General features: G+C 35.5%; 19 protein-coding genes and 1 tRNA gene. 4 read left to right on the forward strand and 16 right to left on the reverse strand.

All coding sequences use genetic code 11. The features are described from left to right. Positions 1–6: 6 nt before the first annotated feature. The 6 genes from AC51AA_RS12090 to AC51AA_RS12115 all read right to left on the reverse strand — a co-directional run bounded on the left by AC51AA_RS12090 (position 7) and on the right by AC51AA_RS12115 (position 5471). Positions 7–621 (reverse strand): phage tail protein, encoded by a 615-nt coding sequence (locus AC51AA_RS12090; RefSeq protein WP_500702488.1) that lies wholly within the window; start codon positions 619–621, stop codon positions 7–9. 438 nt (positions 622–1059) lie between these two features. Beyond that, positions 1060–1308: a hypothetical protein gene (locus tag AC51AA_RS12095; RefSeq protein ID WP_500702489.1), complete on the reverse strand. Its 249-nt coding sequence runs from the start codon at positions 1306–1308 to the stop codon at positions 1060–1062. 176 nt (positions 1309–1484) lie between these two features. Then, positions 1485–1558 (reverse strand) — tRNA-Ile (locus AC51AA_RS12100). Positions 1559–1705: 147 nt separating this feature from the next. After that, a complete protein-coding gene (gene mce / locus AC51AA_RS12105) occupies positions 1706–2110 on the reverse strand; it encodes a methylmalonyl-CoA epimerase (RefSeq protein ID WP_500702490.1) in 405 nt (134 codons plus the stop codon). 36 nt (positions 2111–2146) lie between these two features. Beyond that, positions 2147–4525, reverse strand: coding sequence for a hypothetical protein (locus tag AC51AA_RS12110; protein WP_500702491.1), 2379 nt, complete (start codon positions 4523–4525; stop codon positions 2147–2149). Beyond that, a complete protein-coding gene (locus AC51AA_RS12115; protein WP_500702492.1) occupies positions 4485–5471 on the reverse strand; it encodes a hypothetical protein in 987 nt (328 codons plus the stop codon). The genes AC51AA_RS12110 and AC51AA_RS12115 overlap by 41 nt, the downstream gene beginning before the upstream one ends. A gap of 189 nt (positions 5472–5660) precedes the next feature. Between AC51AA_RS12115 and AC51AA_RS12120 the strand changes: the two genes are divergently transcribed. Together AC51AA_RS12120 and AC51AA_RS12125 are read left to right on the forward strand one after the other, a co-directional pair. Then, on the forward strand, positions 5661–7349 hold the full coding sequence (locus AC51AA_RS12120) for an Ig-like domain-containing domain (protein WP_500702493.1): 1689 nt from the start codon (positions 5661–5663) through the stop codon (positions 7347–7349). A gap of 24 nt (positions 7350–7373) precedes the next feature. Continuing rightward, complete coding sequence (locus tag AC51AA_RS12125; RefSeq protein WP_500702494.1) at positions 7374–7817, forward strand: cytochrome c oxidase assembly factor Coa1 family protein; 444 nt, start codon at positions 7374–7376, stop codon at positions 7815–7817. Here the strand turns inward: AC51AA_RS12125 and AC51AA_RS12130 are convergent. The 5 genes from AC51AA_RS12130 to AC51AA_RS12150 all read right to left on the reverse strand — a co-directional run bounded on the left by AC51AA_RS12130 (position 7807) and on the right by AC51AA_RS12150 (position 13253). Continuing rightward, entirely contained in the window at positions 7807–8574 is a 768-nt protein-coding gene (locus AC51AA_RS12130) for a nitrilase family protein (RefSeq protein WP_500702495.1), read from the reverse strand. The genes AC51AA_RS12125 and AC51AA_RS12130 overlap by 11 nt on opposite strands. Positions 8575–8598: 24 nt before the next feature. Next, a complete protein-coding gene (locus AC51AA_RS12135) occupies positions 8599–9372 on the reverse strand; it encodes a DeoR/GlpR family DNA-binding transcription regulator (RefSeq protein ID WP_500702496.1) in 774 nt (257 codons plus the stop codon). Positions 9373–9780: 408 nt separating this feature from the next. Beyond that, positions 9781–10527: a succinate dehydrogenase/fumarate reductase iron-sulfur subunit gene (locus AC51AA_RS12140; RefSeq protein ID WP_500702497.1), complete on the reverse strand. Its 747-nt coding sequence runs from the start codon at positions 10525–10527 to the stop codon at positions 9781–9783. Between the two features lie 48 nt (positions 10528–10575). Then, the gene (locus AC51AA_RS12145) at positions 10576–12576 is read right to left on the reverse strand and encodes a fumarate reductase/succinate dehydrogenase flavoprotein subunit (protein WP_500702498.1); all 2001 of its coding nucleotides are present in this window, start codon (positions 12574–12576) and stop codon (positions 10576–10578) included. Positions 12577–12587: 11 nt separating this feature from the next. Continuing rightward, complete coding sequence (locus AC51AA_RS12150; protein ID WP_500702499.1) at positions 12588–13253, reverse strand: succinate dehydrogenase cytochrome b subunit; 666 nt, start codon at positions 13251–13253, stop codon at positions 12588–12590. A 321-nt stretch (positions 13254–13574) separates the two neighbouring features. Here AC51AA_RS12150 and AC51AA_RS12155 point away from each other — a divergent pair, with 321 nt between their 5' ends. Continuing rightward, a complete protein-coding gene (locus tag AC51AA_RS12155) occupies positions 13575–14936 on the forward strand; it encodes a hydroxymethylglutaryl-CoA synthase family protein (RefSeq protein WP_500702500.1) in 1362 nt (453 codons plus the stop codon). 152 nt (positions 14937–15088) lie between these two features. Here AC51AA_RS12155 and AC51AA_RS12160 read toward each other — a convergent pair whose 3' ends face one another. From AC51AA_RS12160 to AC51AA_RS12180, 5 genes are all read right to left on the reverse strand, one after another. Continuing rightward, positions 15089–15268 carry a hypothetical protein gene (locus AC51AA_RS12160; RefSeq protein WP_500702501.1) on the reverse strand — a complete coding sequence of 60 codons (180 nt, stop codon included), beginning with the start codon at positions 15266–15268 and terminating at the stop codon, positions 15089–15091. Positions 15269–15343: 75 nt separating this feature from the next. Further along, a complete protein-coding gene (locus tag AC51AA_RS12165; protein ID WP_500702502.1) occupies positions 15344–15715 on the reverse strand; it encodes a hypothetical protein in 372 nt (123 codons plus the stop codon). Between the two features lie 67 nt (positions 15716–15782). Next, positions 15783–16346, reverse strand: coding sequence for a hypothetical protein (locus AC51AA_RS12170; protein ID WP_500702503.1), 564 nt, complete (start codon positions 16344–16346; stop codon positions 15783–15785). A 100-nt stretch (positions 16347–16446) separates the two neighbouring features. Then, positions 16447–17187: a LytTR family transcriptional regulator DNA-binding domain-containing protein gene (locus AC51AA_RS12175; RefSeq protein ID WP_500702504.1), complete on the reverse strand. Its 741-nt coding sequence runs from the start codon at positions 17185–17187 to the stop codon at positions 16447–16449. 39 nt (positions 17188–17226) lie between these two features. Beyond that, positions 17227–17664 carry a GNAT family N-acetyltransferase gene (locus AC51AA_RS12180; RefSeq protein ID WP_500702505.1) on the reverse strand — a complete coding sequence of 146 codons (438 nt, stop codon included), beginning with the start codon at positions 17662–17664 and terminating at the stop codon, positions 17227–17229. Positions 17665–18029: 365 nt separating this feature from the next. Here AC51AA_RS12180 and AC51AA_RS12185 point away from each other — a divergent pair, with 365 nt between their 5' ends. Continuing rightward, a complete protein-coding gene (locus AC51AA_RS12185) occupies positions 18030–19322 on the forward strand; it encodes an aminopeptidase P family protein (RefSeq protein WP_500702506.1) in 1293 nt (430 codons plus the stop codon). Positions 19323–19332: the final 10 nt, after the last annotated feature.

The following is a 19332-nucleotide window of genomic DNA, read 5'->3' on the forward strand; positions in this document are numbered from 1 at the left end:
TAATTACTATTGAGGCTGTGGAAACACTCCAAATAATGAAATAATATAGTTTAAACCACAATATGGCTTCACTATACTTATCGGCTCTGATTGGCCCGTATAAGCCGTATTAACAGTCTGATAAGTCAAATCTGGAGCAGCGGTGGTAAAACTAAAATTAGGCACAAAGGTTCTACCAGAATTAAATCCAGAAGGCGCCAAACTAGACCCTGCAACTGGCACATTTGTTTTCGCAGCCCCATTGTTTATCGTAATTTGACCCAAATGAGAATGTGAAGGCATATTTGAAATAGTTAAAGAAACCGTTTCTTGACCTGCCCTTTCCCCAAGCATTCGATTAGAACTCAAACCTTGCCCCATTCCCATATGGATCGGCACCCTACCCCTAAGATCTGGAAGAGCAAAGTTACTTTCTCCATCACCTCCATAAGTAGTTCCAATTAACTGAAAAAGGGTCTCGTTTTCAGAAATTGGCATTAAGGTACCATCACAAATTGCCCAACCTGCTGGAGCAAAACTCCCTGCAAAAATTCTAATTTCACCTACATAAGATGCCACCTGCGCTGAAACCATTTTAACGCCTAGAAAGAAGAGCAATACAACATAAAATGTTTTTTTCATAAAATATTAGCTTTAAAAAAATTGTTATTCATTGTTTTTTTGTTAATTCAAATATATAACCGAATATAAAATGCGAAATTAAGAAAACATTAACACTTTTATTAACATTCAATAAGCATTTATTAAAGTTTTATTACAAATCATGAAAAAGGAACCAAACTGCTTCATATAATTAAAATTTACCTCATCTTCCCGTTATATCTTAAAAGAGAGATAAAATTTTAAAGAGACTTCATAAACTGGGAATAAGCAAACACTAACCAATTTGCCGAATTTATACTTGTATCAGCAAGCATTCCCATATTAAGCCACCATATATTGATTATTCACATTACACTTTAGAGCCTTACCATTCATAGCTACCTCATTATGTATGGAATGTTTTTCTCTTTTCTAAGGATCAGTATAATTTTATCATCTAATATAGAACAAGGTTTCTCACTTATTATCAGTTCCATTGGATTGTGATAAAACGGAACCTGCTAACGTTTTTGTAACCTCACTATACTTCTCACTTTGCAGTACTTTCGAAGCTTTTTTTTCCATAGCTTCAGTTGTTTGATTATTAGTATTTGCTTGTGAAAGAACTGAGCCAGCAAGTTGCTTAGCAATTTGTGAAGAATTAGAAGCTTTCAAAGTCTCAGATGCAAGTTTAGTTACTGAGGGTGAGGATTTTTTGTTTGTCATAATAAGTTTACTTTTTATTATTTCACAAATATAGAACAAACCAATTATCAAGAAAACACGTATAAATACCTGATTTAAGATATTATTGGATCTACAAGACAATGTTGTTAATTGGGGGTCAAATAGTTAACAACAAAGCATAAAAAAAGCCCTTACATTGCTGTAAAGGCTTTCTGTGGTCCCACCTGGGCTCGAACCAGGGACCACCTGATTATGAGTCAGGTGCTCTAACCAGCTGAGCTATAGGACCGGTTTGAGGATGCAATATTACTACTATTTTTTATTCACTGCAAATATTTTAAGACATGATTTCTATTTAATTTTAAAACACCTGCCTCCAATCCTACAACATAATTGATTTTCAACATCTTATTTAAAATATAAAAATCACTTTTTTTTATCTGATTTCTTGACAAAGCTCAATTAAAACGCCATTTGTGTTTTTAGGATGCAAGAAAACGACCAGTTTATTATCGGCTCCTTTTTTAGGAACTTCATTGATCAGTACAAAACCTTCCTTTTTCAAGCGGTCTATCTCGAGTTGAATGTCATCCACGTCAAAAGCGATATGATGAATTCCTTCTCCTTTTTTATCTAAAAATTTTGCAATTGGACTCTCAGGATTTGTAGCCATCAAAAGCTCAATTTTATTTACTCCTGTTTGAAAGAAAGAAGTTAATACTCCTTCACTTTGTACTTCTTCCATTTTATAAGACGGAACCCCTAATAATTTTTCGAACAATACATTGGCATCATCCATGTCTTTAACCGCAATCCCGATATGCTCTATTTTATTTACCATAACACTTATTATATACCACAAAGATACACTTACAACTTATTGATTGACATACGTCTTAAAATAACCACATTCCGCAATGACATCCTGATAATACTTGGTATCCGAATACTCTTTCCTTAAAGTCTTAAATCCGCTCCAAGCAATAAAGTTCACCTTATCGTCTTGGATTTCCCAATAACTCTTCACATTATTGTATTTAACATTATAGTAATCGTTGCGCTCGCATTTGGCCAACAGATAAACACACTTTGCTTTTTGCTCTTTCGTACTAGCTGCTTCAAAGGCTTTTTGATAATACATTTTTGACAAATCGTTATTGGTTATCATTTTTCTCATGCTGTCTCTAAACGAATACGGGCTAGATCCATACCCTATAATACTAATTTCATAGAAAGTTCTACCATTTCCAAAATGACTAATATTATAAAAGGCATTCCCCAACAATAAACTATTAGTATAAACATCCTCTTTCTGAGCCAGCTTATCCTGCATGGTTTTTATGGTAGTCAAAAACTCCATTTGAGAATATTTCTTTTTCTGATAAGCGACATGTTCACAATCATGACAGTCTTTGATATTTCCATTAAAAGGATTCCCTAAAAAAGTACGATACTGAGCTGAATCTGCTTCTTTAATAAAGGCGATTGCTTCAGGGATTTTATTTTTAAAGGTGGCTTGAACAGCTTGAAAATTATTGATGTCTTTTAATTTCAGACTATAAATTCCTGCCGCTATTTTCTCTATTTCTGTTTTATCTCCTTTAGCCAAAAATGATTTCATAGCCAATAAATTCTTTTCATCATCATAAAAAGAATTTCCCGTGCCCCAATAATTATTCGGAGAATCTCCAAACAACTCTGCCATTACAGGATTCGCTTTTGCTCTATACAAGGTTGCTAAATAATTCTTACTCCATTGTGCAGCATTTTGATAACGAAATTCTTGTCCTTTATAGGTCTTTGGAAGCTCCTGGTACAGCCAATTCAAATCTCTTAGAATTGTTTTTTCATTGGTATCAGTGAGCTTATCTATCTTATTCATATTATTCACAAAACGAAGCAGCCTCAATTGATATGTAGCTAACTCTGTTTTAGGCATTGCTTTTTCTGCCTTATTAAAATTGGCATCCGCACCAGCAAAATCACCTTGAAGTGTTTGCAAATACCCCAATGAAACATCCCACAAATAAGGCCTGTCTGTATTTCCAGCTTTGGCAATCTTCGCAATTAAATCAATGCTCTTTTTCTCAATCTTAGCTTGATTTTCTTTTTTATTCTCTGCGACGGTTTGTTTGACAACTGTTGCATTATAGTCTGGAGCAGCTCCTGAATTATCTTTTGTAACCTGAAACGAATTGTTGATATCTCGCTCTTGTTTATTGACTAATCGGGTTAACAAATAATTCAAATGCTCACTCTTCGCATCCAGTTCATATATTTTCTCAATAGCTTGTCTTTCATCTTTATAGTAACCGTGAATAGCCCATAGCGCAGCTTTCTCTTTATTACTCTTAGCCATGGTCAAAGACTTATCCCAATCTGCTTCGTTTTTGGGATGAAAACTATAAGCCGTTACCGTTCTCATTTGAGGACAATTATCAAAAACTTGGGCATACAAATAATTCGCTGTCGCATACTTTTTTTGCTGATAATTAATCCCGGCAACATAAGCCAAAGCACGATAGTACAATACATTTTTAGGTACAGTCTGACCTGTTTTATTAAAAAAGTCAATCGCTTTTTGTTTGTTGCTGCTGTAGAAATAAGCTTTCATCGTCAAAAACCAATACCTGTTTTTCAAAAAGGAATCCGCAGTGGTATTGTACACATTTTCGATAGATTGGATCATTTTCAAATCATCAAAAGTTTTAGCCACTACAGGATCATAACTCCAATAATCTTCTCCAATGGAAACTGTTTCTATTTTTTGAGCCAAATACAAAAACTCAATAAAACTTTTCACTTTTGCCTCTTTCAAGTTTATTTTCTTGCCCCATTTTAGAGATGTCGGATTCTCTTTTTTGCTTTTAAAAAACACATGCAATTGAGTCACATCAGCCTTATTATCGGCGATTTTCTTTTTATCGGAAGCATAACCCGTATTTTCCTCTCCTATCAAAAAATAGCGGACACTAGCCGTATCCACTTTCTGTTTTAGATAAACTTCCCAATCCGATTTGATATTTTCATTGAATCTCGAATTGTGCTTGGTATCAAATCCAATACCGTAAAAAATATCGCTAGACAAGAAAAGTGGCGAATAGGATTTATCCGCAAAAATTTCTGGAGTGAAATTAGAATTATACCCAAAAAAATCCCAGTCGTCTCCACCTGCACAAGCATAAATCACACCGTAAGCAAAAAGTAAAACCCCACTAGAAATAAGAAACAACTTGCTTAAAAATATTCTTTTCATAGTTTTTTATATTGAATTGATCTAAATCGTAAAAAATAATTTCTTTTGGCTTTTGAGCCGAATTTTCATTTAAGTCCTGGGCCATTTCAACCAAATCCTCCTCGCTAATCCCTTCCATCTTCAGCAGGTCACTTTCCTCATAGAAAACACCATTTTTATAGTTGGAACGCTTGACTTTAAAAAAAGTTGTACTAATCTGTTGGAAATTGCCATCCTTCTTAAGCTCACTTACATTCAATTTGGAACGCAATCCCATCACTTTCCGATCCCTAATATGAATGGCCCATGAATAAATAGGCAAAGCAAAATCCAATTGTAAGGGATATTTCTTTAAACTCTTAAGATACCTTGCTGCAATTTGGCGATCATATATGGAGTTGAGAGAATCGGTTGCAATAGTCCCCATATTGTAATACATCAAAACCCCTGAATCGACATTTGGAATCTTGGTCTTTTTAAAATACTTGACTTGATGCAAACGAATGGTAGCCGAGAGCTTCTTATGGGAAAGCTTTTTAAAACGTTCAATGAATTTCAGGTAATTATCCTTACTTTTTAGTGACCAATCACAATCAATTTGAACCACTTCACATTTAATTTTATTCTTAGCATTTATCACCTCCACCAAACCAAGTGTTTGCTGAGCCAAATGCTCTATATCCAGATTTGGCTTTAACATCACTTTGTTTTGGATAAAAATCACTGGAACCACCTCAAATCCGACCAAACTATCTTGAAAACGGATAGGACTTATAGGAATCGGCTCTTGCGTTTTAGGATGCAATCCAATGTCAAAATACCGTATATAAAGCTTGGTCACTTTATTATCTTTCAAAACTTCTTTTTCCGAATTAGCTAAGGTAAAGACCGTTTTCCAATAGTAAAAAGCAATAATAGGCCCGTCTTTTTTACCGCAAGCGAGCAATAAAAAAAGTAAGGAACACACCAAAAATCGTTTAATCAAAACTTAGAGAGATTACAATTAGAACCAAAAGTAAGAAATTATATCATATTGATAAATTTCACTTCAAAAAAAACAGTTCAAGACAAAAGACTTCAATCCTAATAAATAGCTAAAAAATTTCGATTAAAGCAAATATAGTCGTTATTTTGTGGAATCAAATTCAAAACAGTTATGTTGAAAAACAACCTCAAATATATTTCATTTTTACTGATTCTTTTAATGATGAGTTGTGCCAAAAGAGGCAGTATTACAGGTGGACTAAAAGATACCTTAGCCCCTGTTTTAACCTACAGCTCTCCTGAAAATTACAGTACCAACTTTCAAGGAAATCAATTTGTTTTAGAATTTGATGAATTTGTAAAGCTTAAAAACCTGAACAAACAATTGATCATTTCACCTCCAATGAAACACGAGCCACTGATTACACCAGCAAACGTGAGCAAGATCATTACCGTAAAAATCAAAGATACCTTACAACCCAATACCACTTATAGTTTCAATTTTGGGCAGGCTATTACCGATAACAATGAGGGAAATGCCATCAATCAATTTAAATACGTTTTCTCAACAGGCTCTTATATCGATTCCCTTTCACTTAACGGAATCATTAAAGATTCGTATGAGAAAAATGTGGACAATTTTGTATCGGTTATGCTCTATGAAGCCAATGATAAATACAGAGACTCCGTAGTTTACAAAGACTCCCCGAGATACATCACCAACACTTTAGACAGTTTACGAACTTTTAAATTAGAAAATTTAAAGGCTGGAAAATACCTTTTAGTGGCCATGAAAGACAAAGGAGGTAACAACAAATACAACCCTAAAGATGACAAAATTGGTTTCATCAAACATTTCATTACCGTACCAAACGATACGATTTTTGAATTAGAATTGTTCAAAGAAAAACTTCCATTAAAGGCGCACAAGCCCCTACAAGCATCAGGAAACAAACTATACCTTCCTTATGAAGGAAACCTGAATTACAAACTTTCACCCCCTAAAATTACACTAAGAAACAATACTGAAATCTTAGAAACTATAATCACCGAATTCCCTAAAAAAGATTCCCTGCAAGTTTGGTACAAACCACTCAAAGTGGACTCTTTATCATTAGAGATCAGCGCAGCCCACTATGATAAAAAATTCACGTTTAAAGTTAAGGATCAGAAAAAAGACACTCTAAACATCCAAGCTTTACAAAACGGGATTCTTAATTTTAGAGATCGATTCACCTTAGAGTCAGCAACACCATTGGTGAAATTTGATAAATCCAAAATCAACCTAGTCAACAAAGATTCTGTTGCTGTTGATTTCACCACGGACTACGATGTCTTTGAACAAAAACTATATGTCGACTTCAAAAAAGAACCTATGCAGAAATACAATTTCACTTTTCTTCCAGGCGCTCTTACTGATTTTTATGACAAAACCAATGACACTTTATCTATCAAATTAACCACCAAGGAATATGAAGATTATGGCAACATCGTATTGAACTTAACCAATGTCAAGCGTTTTCCTGTCATTGTTGAACTAACCAATAAAAAAGGAGATGTGGTATTGGCTAGTCAATACTCAGAAGACCAAACCCGTTTTGAGTTCAATCTGGTAGAACCCAATGCCTTCACGGTTCGTGTCATTTATGACGACAATAAAAACAAAGTCTATGATCCTGGGAATTTCCTAGAAAAAACATACGCCGAAGAAGTCAACTACTATCAAGAAGAATTTGACGTTAGAGCCAATTGGGACCGAGAAGAAACTGTTGATTTAAGCAAACAATACAATCCAGAGATCGAGAAAAAAGAAGACAAGAAAAAGAAAAAAGAAGAGGAGAAAAAGAGAAAAGCTTTCTAAATCCTAATTTCAAATCCCATCAAAATGGACAATGACTTAGTTGAAAATGAAAATTGGCTGAAAAGAAATTGGAAATGGTCTGTTCCTGCAACGCTGGTATTTATTTTTATGACAGGGCTTTTATTGAGCTCGAATCCTCAAGAAAGTATTAGCGCTCTAGCTCAAGCCTACACAGACAATGCTCTTTATGAGAAAGCCATCGAAATTGCCAATACCAACCCAAGAACACTTGAAACTATCGGCACCATCCAACCCATCGATAAATTAGCCATTTTAGAAGGAAACGCTAGCTACACCAACCAGAACACCTCGGTGGCACTAACGGTTCGAATTAACGGCACTAAAGGAAATGGCAAATTAGACATTACGGCCGACAGGGTAGGATCTCAATGGAGATACAAAAAAATCGCTATTCGAACTAAAAGATCAAATGAAGAAATCGTGATTGTGGATGCTTTTAAGAAGTGATTTCAAAAACATCTTTATCACTTAGAAAATCAAGTTTTTTTCTAGTTTCTAACATCCCATTTTTATCTAGCTCCACCACTTGAACACCTTCCCCTTCTTGAGGCTCCAGTATATAATTTCCTAAAAAGTCAACCACTTGCGAATGACCTATATGCTCATACTGGTTCGCATCTAGCCCCACTCTGTTGACCCCTACAACATAACTAAGATTTTCGATAGCCCTCGCTTTTAACAAAGCATCCCACGCATTGGTCCGCACTTTTGGCCAATTAGCAACATATAAAAGCAAGTCATAATTTTCGACATTTCTGGCAAAAACCGGAAACCTTAAGTCATAACAAATTTGCAGACAAATTTTCCAATCCAAGTAGGTCACAATCACTTTTTGAGTACCCCTTTTATAACATTTATCTTCTCCTGCCAACGAAAACAAATGCCGTTTATCATAATATTGAATCTCCGCTGAGGGAAAAACAAACAGCATTCGATTATAAAATTGCCCATTTTCCTCAATGATCATACTCCCGGTAAGGGCGCATTTTCTCTGCTTGGCTATGGATTGCAACCAAAGAACCGTTTCTCCATCCATGGTTTCCGCAACTGCTGAAGCATTCATAGTAAACCCGGTAGAAAACATTTCTGGAAGTACAATCAAATCAACCGCTGAACTAATTTGGTTGATTTTCTCTTCAAAACTTTTTCTATTGCTACTAGCGTCCTCCCAATAAAGATCAGATTGAATAAGGGCTATTTTCATATTATGTTTTCTTTAAATTAAACATCACATCATCACCAAATCCGGAAATTGTGTCTTATAAGCCTGCACTTTTTTATGATCGGGATTTACTTCCGTAACCACATAATCCACCTCAGATAAATCCGCAATTTTCATTTTTAAGACGGTATTCAACTTTTCGGTAATGGTAATAATCGCCGTTTTTTTAGAAGCCTTAATCATCGCTTTTTTTACTTGCACTGTTTCCCAATCGGAATCGGAATACCCGCCCTCTATATCCAAAGCATTTGTTCCCAAAATCAGTAAGTCTGCCTTAATATTTGCTAACTGATGAAAAACATCTCCACTTATACACATCTGACTATAAGACGATATACTCCCCCCTATCATGATTACTTTAATATTGGGCTTATCCAGAAGCTGCACTGCCGTCACCACAGTAATGGTAAAAATAGTTAGATTTAAATCCTCTGGAATTAATCGAATAAACTCTCTAATGGTAGTCCCTCCATCGAGCAACAAAACCATACCATCATTTAGCAAGCTAACAGTCTTCTGCGCAATGATTTGCTTGGCCTCTACTTCATAGGTTTGATTCGAAGAGGAATAATGGTAACCTTTAGTCATAGCACCACCTTTCACCTTAATCAATAGGGCTTCCGATTCAAGTTCATTAATATCACGTCTTATGGTATCCTCTGAAACACCTAATTTAGCAGAAAGCGTTTCAAAACTTACACGGGTATGCAAGTTAATCTCCTTTAGGATATGATTTTTTCGTTCTTCCTTAGTATAATTTACTAATTCATTATCATTCATTAGAATTCGTTTTATTGAAGTAAAAGTAAAACATTTAATGCAATATTACTGCCAAACAAGAATTGAAAAACCCCAAAACAACAATAAAACAAGATCCCATCTGTCCTATCCCAGTGAAAAACAAAACAGCAAAATAAAGCAATAGCCCTCCTAAAAGACCAAATCCACACAGCTTACCTCCTAAACCCTAAATCGAACCTTATACAGCCCTCTATAGCGCACACGGGCGCTCCATCTAACAGCGCGAACTACTATTCTGCAACTAGTGAGCTCCTGTAGCATTCGCACAAGCAAGACAGTATAAGAAACAGACATTTGACTAGCAGATCAGCACTATACCCCAAAGCAAAAAACGCATCCAAATTAATGAATGCGTTTTTCTATTTAAAACTAAATGTATGCTAAAATTTACCCTTTTAGACTTGCTGCTAAATACTCACGATTCATACGTGCTATATTTTCAAGAGAAATTCCTTTCGGACACTCTACTTCACAAGCTCCAGTATTGGTACAGTTACCAAAACCTTCAGCGTCCATTTGATGTACCATGTTCAATACACGATCCGTAGCTTCTACACGTCCTTGAGGCAACAAAGCATATTGCGATACTTTGGCTGCAACGAACAACATAGCAGATGAGTTTTTACAAGTAGCCACACAAGCTCCACATCCAATACAAGCTGCTGCATCAAAAGACTTATCTGCATCATGTTTATTAATTGGAATAGTATTGGCATCGATCGTATTTCCAGAAGTATTTACCGAAACGAATCCTCCAGCATGTTGAATTCTATCGAAAGAACTTCTATCCACAACTAAATCTTTAATTACTGGAAACGCTTTTGCTCTAAATGGCTCGATAAAAATCGTATCACCATCTTTAAACATACGCATATGCAATTGACAAGTCGTTACTCCTCTGTCTGGTCCGTGTGCTTCTCCATTGATGAATAATGAACACATTCCGCAAATTCCCTCGCGACAATCGTGATCAAAAGCAACTGGCTCATCTCCTTTGTTGATTAATTGTTCATTAAGAACATCAAGCATTTCAAGGAAAGACATATCTGGTTCGATTCCGTCAATTGGGTAATCCACGATTCCCCCTTTATCTTGGGCGTTTTTCTGACGCCATATTTTTAATGTAAGTTTCATTTTGTATGAGTTTTAAGTATTAAGCAAGTAACTGAACTTTCTTAAATACTATTTATAGCTTCTTTGAACTAATTTAATATTTTCGTAAACTAGAGGTTCTTTGTGTAATACAGCATCACTTGGTTTTCCTTTGTATTCCCAAGCTGCAACGTATGCAAAGTTTTCATCATCACGAAGTGCTTCTCCTTCTTCTGTTTGGTATTCTTCACGGAAGTGACCTCCACAAGATTCATTACGGTGTAATGCATCTTTCGCGAACAATTCTCCTAACTCTAAGAAATCGGCAACACGAGTCGCTTTCTCTAATTCCTGATTAAATCCGTCAGCGCTTCCAGGAACTCTTACATCTTTATAAAACTCTTCACGTAAAGCGGCAATTTCTTCGATAGCTTCAGTTAATCCTTTAGCATTACGAGCCATACCTACTTTATCCCACATGATTTTTCCTAATTTCTTATGGAAATAATCAACTGAATGAGTTCCTTTATTATTGATAAATCTATCGATTTGATCTTTCACCGCTTTCTCTGCTTCTAAGAATTCTGGCAACTCTGTAGAAATTTCTCCCATTTTAATATCTGGAGCTAAATAATCTCCAATAGTATAAGGCAATACGAAATATCCATCAGCCAAACCTTGCATCAAAGCAGAAGCTCCAAGTCTGTTTGCTCCGTGATCAGAGAAGTTAGATTCTCCAATTGAGAAACATCCTGGAATAGTTGTCATTAAGTTATAATCAACCCAAGTTCCACCCATAGTATAGTGAACCGCAGGGTAAATCATCATTGGCGTTGTATAAGGATCCTCATCAACGATCTTGTAATACATTTGGAATAAGTTTCCGTATTTACTTTTCACGATTTCAGCTCCTAATTTTGTTACCAATTTAGCATCCGTAGCATCTAAACCTTTTACAAAAGCTTCTTCAGTTCCGTAACGTTTGATTGCTGCAGCAAAATCCAAGTAAACAGCTTCTCCAGTTTTGTTAACTCCAAAACCAGCATCACATCTTTCTTTTGCAGCACGTGATGCAACATCACGAGGTACTAAGTTACCAAAAGCAGGATATCTTCTTTCTAAGAAATAATCTCTTTCTGCTTCCGTTAAATCAGTTGCTTTTTTCTTTCCTTCACGGATTGCTTTAGCATCTTCTAATTTAGCAGGAACCCAAATACGACCATCATTACGTAAAGACTCAGACATCAAAGTCAATTTTGACTGGTGATCTCCTGAAACTGGAATACATGTTGGGTGAATTTGTGTATAACAAGGATTTGCGAAAAACGCTCCTTTTTTATGAATTTTCCAAGCTGCTGTTGCATTACTTCCCATCGCATTAGTGGATAAGAAAAATACGTTTCCGTATCCTCCAGAACCTACTACTACAGCGTGAGCAGAATGTCTTTCTATTTCTCCTGTAACCAAGTTACGAGCGATAATACCTCTTGCTTTCCCGTTCACGATAACAATGTCTAGCATTTCGTGACGGTTGTACATTTTTATTTTTCCACGACCAATCTGACGGTTCATTGCAGAATAAGCTCCTAACAATAATTGTTGTCCTGTTTGTCCTTGTGCGTAAAAAGTACGAGAAACCAAAGTTCCTCCAAAAGAACGGTTGTCTAAAAGACCTCCATACTCTCTTGCCAATGGCACCCCTTGAGCCACACATTGGTCAATAATATTAGCTGAAACTTCAGCCAAACGGTGAACGTTTGCTTCACGCGCACGGTAGTCACCCCCTTTTACAGTATCGTAGAACAATCTGTAAACCGAGTCACCATCACCTTTATAATTTTTTGCCGCATTGATACCACCTTGAGCTGCAATAGAGTGCGCACGTCTTGGTGAATCTTGAAAACAAAATGCTTTTACGTTATATCCCTGCTCAGCCAAAGTAGCCGCAGCTGAACCTCCAGCCAAACCTGTACCAACAATGATAATATCTAAATTACGTTTGTTCGCAGGGTTTACTAAATTAATATGATCTTTATAATCTGTCCATTTGTCCGATATTGGGCCGTGTGGAATTTTTGAATCTAATGCCATTATAATTTATATTAATTATTGAAATGATGAACTAACGCGATTATGACGAAAAGTGCTGGTACTACAACCGCAAAACCATAACCGAATTTACTTAAAAATCGAGAATACTTATTGTTCATTCCCATCGATTGAAGAGAAGAACCGAATCCATGCCAAAGGTGAAAACCTAACAACACGAAAGACACACAATATAATCCTGTACGAATTGGATCGTGAAACTTGTGAACTAACTCTCCATAATACCTTGTAGCATCAGGTGCAGTTCCAGCCACATACTTGTAGGCTACTTCCGGAATCCAAAAATCATAAAAGTGCAATCCTAAGAAAGCTAAAATAACCAATCCAGAAATAATCATATTTCTAGAATTCCAAGAAGCATTCGCTGCTCCATTGTATTTTGCATACGCAATTGGTCGCGCGTTTCTATTTTGTACCGTAAGAATAAATCCAAATACAAAATGAAAAATCACACCAAAAGCCAAAACAGGTTGCATAACATACTGTATTAGCGGGTTGTATCCCATAAAATGTGACGCTTCGTTAAAAACGTTTTCACTAAAAATAGAAATTAAATTTAAGGAAACATGCAGCGCTAAAAACGAGATTAAGAACAGTCCTGAAAGTGCCATTGCAACTTTCTTTAAGATGGACGCATTCAATAGTGCAGATTGTGCCATAAGAGTTTAAGTAGTTTGTTTTAAAAAATTATACAAAAATAAAGCAAATAGAAGTGAACTACAACCATTTCGTTGTTATTTATAATGATTTTAAAGAGGTTTCTCTCAGAATTATGCAAATTATTTAAACACAATAAAATAGCTTTTATTCCAAAGCAATTTTAACAGAATCTTGCTTTTTATACAATTACTAAATTGTTATTTTTTACTGCTTTTTTATTTACATTCCTCAAAAGTAGACTCAAACTCAATTTTAATCCCCTAAAAGAGCCTGATTTTAAAGGCATAATTTTACCTTTATCCGCTTCAAAAAAAATGAGAATGAAAACAGGAATTGACGCTATCTCTTTTGACGTAGCCAACATACATTTACCCATCAAAACTTTGGCAGTTGCCAGAAATATTGAACCCGAAAAATTAGAAAAAGGTCTAGGATTACTAAAAATGACCTTACCCGATACACATCAAGATACTATCGTTTTTGGCGCAAACGCACTAACCAAACTTATTCTTGACAACCAAATAAACCTAAGCGAAATCAGCCGCATCTATGTAGGAACAGAAAGCGCTATCGACAGTTCAAAACCAATAAGTTCTTTCTTAATTAGTTTAATGGAACAAAAATTTGGAGAAGACACTTTAGCGGAGTGCGATGTTGTTGACTTCACATTTGCCTGTATCGGAGGAGTTGATGCGTTACAAAATTGTCTTGATTTTGTAAAACTAAATCCAACCAAAAAAGCCATAGTAGTCACTACTGATTTTGCTAAATACGATTTAAACTCTACTGGAGAATACACTCAAGGCGCAGGAGCTTTGGCCATGCTTATCACATCAAACCCTAGAATTATCACTTTCGATGAACATTGGGCAACCAGTACAAAAGGTGTTTTTGATTTTTTCAAGCCTTACCGTAGTATTCCCAAAGAAGCCATTACCAAAAACGAAAACAACGATCCTTGGTTTGACAACTTAGAAGCCGAAATTGAAATCCATAAAGATCAACCCGTTTTTGACGGACAATATTCGAACCAATGTTATATGGATCGTACGCGTAATGCCTACTTTTCATTTAAAAAATTAAAAAATACTACTGAAACAGTATACCATTCTTGGAATAACATCATTATGCATTTGCCCTATTCGTTTCAAGGACGCCGCATGTTGTCCGAAATTTTCGCTTTAGATCATGCAGATAAAATCATTCCTGAAAACATAGCCCCAGGGGACTATCAAAATAAAATTAAAGAAGTTGGGAAATCCGATGAATACAAAAAGTTTGTAACCCAGAAATTACAAGCTGCGGAATTGGCTTCTTCTTTAATCGGAAACCTATATACAGGATCTATTTTCATGGGACTATTGTCTACTTTAGCCCATTATCACGACACCAACAAGGATATTTCAGGAACAAAATTCGGATTCCTTGCCTACGGAAGTGGATCTAAATCTAAAGTTTTTGAAGGAACAATTCAACCTCAGTGGCAATCAGCTTTAGCCAAAACCAAACTTTTTGAAAATCTCCAAGAAAGCATAGAAATTAGTTTTGAAGCCTATGAAAGCCTTCACAAAAAAGAACTAAAACACAGTATAAGAACTCCAAAAAACGAATGGATCCTAGATCGAATCGAAAAAGAAATCCCCAATTTAATAGGCGCACGCTATTACAAATGGGTTGATTAAATTATTCAAAGAGGCAGTTCACTAGAACTGCCTCTTTCATAAATACATCAATTCTATTGTAATTTTAAAAGTACTTAATCGGTTTTCAACCGATTATCTATTGATAAAAACACTTAAAATTTTAAAAAACGAGAATCTCTCGAGGCAATATATCAATCCTTTTTATGTTGCTCTGTATAATTTTGATTCCCTTTAACGGTTTGATCTTCTACGTTCATTCCGTTTGCCATCCCTAACATAAAGGCAGTCAATATTAGAATTAGTTTTCTTTTGATCCAAAGTACTGGTCGTCTAGATCGCTCTAAACGTGTTTTATATTTGTGTTTATACATTTTAAAAATGATAAATGATTAGACATTATTCTATCATCCTATGCGCAGAAACGCATAAATACTTAGAGAAAAGTTCTAAGCTCTGTATAAACCTTTATAAGTGTTGTTGGAGTTAAAAATTTCATTCATAAAAACAGCTTGTTTCACAAATGAAATTAGACTTTGATATAGCCCTTTTCGCATTCTTATTACTAACCCAATTTGAAGACTCTCAATCTGTTTCAACTCAAGATACTGTACCGGAATTATAAAGGCGATTTTCACGAGCGAAATAAACGAACCAAAATGGTAGAGCTGCGCATTTCTAAAATCGAATTTCGGCCCTTCACTTACCACCGAAGATTGGTAATAGGCAGCTGATTTTGCTTGAGACTCTAAAGCACCATCATTCGCAATCATGGCCAAAACCAGAAAGAGCGAAAGGAGATATTTTAGATGTTTATTCAATTTATTTTCAGTTGGATTATCAAACGAAAATACGAATTAAATTACAAATATCAGGCCTATCCCACTTCTATTCGCATTTGCTTTCATCCGGAACTTCTTTGCTATACAGCAACAAAACCAATCCTAAAACAAAAACCGAACAACTCAGCAACATATAAATTCCATCTCTCAAAACAAAAAATGAAAAACCAATCGCTGGTGCAGCCAAAACAACCAGCAAAGCACTTATTCTATTTGTTTTTAGAAAATTCAGCGCATGCATGGCTAATCCAATAAAAAGCAAAGAAGGACCAAGTACAACAAAGGGATAAAGAATCGAAGGTGTATGACTAATCTGCCGACTTAATGCTTCTTTAGCAAGCTCATCCGCTCCATAACTCCACAGGATCAAGTCGATTGTGCAAAGACCTATATGAGCAATAACACCCAAGCTCGTCACTATCGCTGCAACCGAATTTAATCTGTTTTTAGGAAACACCTCATTAAACACTAGCAGTAAACAGGCTCCAATTAAATTAAACCAATGTGCTAAATCAATTGGCAATTGAAAATCAGGTAGAATATTAGAGAAGAATACATAACTACCCAGAAAAAATAATAATCCGATCAGACAAAATTGCTTTGCTTTCATAATTTATTTTAGAATTGATCCAACAAAACTAAAATGAAAAGCTTGCTTAAACCCTAATTTTATTGAATTTGGTATCAAACCAATCCTTTTAGGTATGAAATCACAACGCCAATACGCTTTCTTTATAACTTTTAGAAACCGGAAGTTCTATTTGGGTGAGCATAATGGTATTCTGATTCCTCCAAGATTTAAAATGCAACGGATTTATCAAATGCGAACGATGTATTTGAACTAAAAATCCCAAATCTTCCTGAACTTTTTTGAGTGAAGTTCTAATTAACTTAGATCCGAGCGTACCGTTTTGCGTATAAAAAATCTCCACATAGTTTTGAGCATTCGAAATACATACCAAATCAGCTTTGTTGATTTTTAAAACATCTAATTTATTTTCTCCCCTAATGACTAACCGATCCTCTTTTAGGGGTATAAATTTTATCAAATACCTTCTCGCTAGAACAAGCACAGGAGTTAAAATCAGCGCGACTTTTATAAAGATAATAGAAAAGAATTCTGCAAAACTATACCCACCCTTTACCATTGCACTTTTGTAATACAGGTAAACGGTAATCAAATAAATCACATGAAAAAAAACAATACTTCCTACTTCGAAACCAATATTCCAATTCAAGACTTTTTCGTAAACTCTTTTCTGAAACACAGCCAGCAATGCATAACACAAAAAAGCCATGATGCTAAAACCACAACTGATTAAAAGCCAAGATCGAAAATTTAGAGTCCCGTCATCAAAAGGCCTAATCACAAAGGCAAAAATGAATAACCATAACCCAATGAGTATCCCTACTATTAAGTGATGTTTTACGGAAGGATTTAATTCTTTCATAGTGTAACCAAAACTAGCTATTCATTTTTTGCTTCATCCTTATTTGTAAATTGTGAACTTATTATGCGTTAAACCAAATCCAAGATTTTCATAAATCAGGACATTTTCTAATCTCCTGCGACTTGTAGTTACTTCAATACTTTTTAACTCATTTTGATCCGCGAAATGCATTACTTCTTGCATTAGTCTCCTTCCGATCCCTTTTCCTCGATAATTTTGATAGATAAAAAATTCTTGAATTTCACCCACTATGCCACAATGATGCAATAATTTCTGCGTATGAAAACTAATAAACCCCAAAGCTTGTTTCTCTATTAATGCTATGAGATACATATTAGCTGGATTGGATATATTTTCGATAAAGATCGCCTTGAAGACCTGAAAATCAAAGACCTCCTCTTCAAGCTCACAAATTGCGCTGTACACAAAATCCAAATCACGTTTTTCAACTTTTCTAATTTCAACTTCTGACTGCATAACTCACTTACATTATTTTTACTGTGTATACCAATAAGAAAACCAATTACAAATCCATCTTCTTAAAAGACCAAACTCCATAACTGACCTAAATCAACCTCTAATAGACATTGCTATTTACTCACTTTTACGATTGGGAACTTTCCTAAAAAACTCAGCATTCTCATTTTCATCAAATACCCCCTTTTAAAACGTATCACCCTATTATCGCATAAAGAATTCAAGCCCAAATATCACCCCAATTCTTTACCTATAAAATTAGGCATAAATATTTAAACAAATACCACAACTTTAGCAAACCTATTTTGTTCTTCTAATTCAAAAATTAGTAATTTTGAAATTCGAAGTTCCAAAACCTAGTTATTATGAAATATCATCAAATAAACAGTGCTCTTTTTGTGAAAAATCGCAAGAAATTCACCGCAGAAATGAAACCCAACAGTGTTGCCGTTTTCAATTCAAATGACATTTATCCCATCAGTGCCGACAGCACCCTGCCTTTTGCACAACACCGAGACATTTTCTACCTCAGTGGAGTAGATCAAGAAGAGAGTATTTTACTATTGTTTCCTGACGCGCCATACGAAAACCAAAAAGAAATCCTTTTTCTAAAAGAAACCAACGAACATATCGCCATTTGGGAAGGTGAAAAACTAACCAAAGAACGTGCTTTCCAAGTTTCTGGAATCAGAACCGTTTATTGGTTACAAGATTTTCACAAGGTTCTTAATGAAATGATGACCTATGCCGATACGATGTATATCAACACCAATGAGCATTACCGTGCTGCTGTGGAAACAGAAACTCGTGAAGCTCGTTTTATCAAATGGTGGAAAGAGCGCTATCCAGCACATCAAGTTGCCAAAAGCAACCCGATTCTACAGCGCATTCGCTCTGTAAAAGAAAGTGAAGAAATCGATTTGATTCAGCACGCTTGTGATATTACTGAAAAAGGTTTCCGCAGATTATTATCTTTTGTAAAACCAAATGTTACCGAATATGAAATCGAAGCTGAATTGGCCCACGAATTTATTCGTAACCGTTCTAAAGGATTTGCCTACACCCCTATTATCGCTTCAGGAAACAACGCCAATGTTTTGCATTATATCGAAAACAACCAACAATGTAAGGCCGGAGATTTAATTCTATTGGACGTTGCTGCAGAATACGCTAATTATTCTAGCGATATGACCAGAACAATTCCGGTATCAGGAAGATATACAGACAGACAAAAAGCAGTTTACAATGCTGTTTTAAATGTTAAAAACGAAGCCACCACGATGTTAACTCCAGGAACACTTTGGAAACAATACCATATCGAAGTAGGTAAAGTCATGACCTCTGAGTTATTAGGTTTAGGCTTACTTGACAAAGCAGACGTTCAGAACGAAAGCCCAGAATGGCCAGCCTATAAAAAATATTTCATGCACGGAACTTCTCACCATATGGGACTAGACACGCATGATTATGGCTTGCTTCACGAACCAATGAAAGCCAATATGGTTTTCACCGTTGAACCGGGTATCTATATTCCAGCGGAAGGTTTTGGTATTCGCCTAGAAGACAATCTTGTCGTTCAAGAAAAAGGAGCCCCTTTTAACCTCATGCGTAACATCCCGATTGAAGTAGACGAAATCGAAAGCCTGATGAATTCATAACAGAACAAAA

Source organism: Flavobacterium sp. OHVDL-2026-0007 (assembly GCF_059882335.1).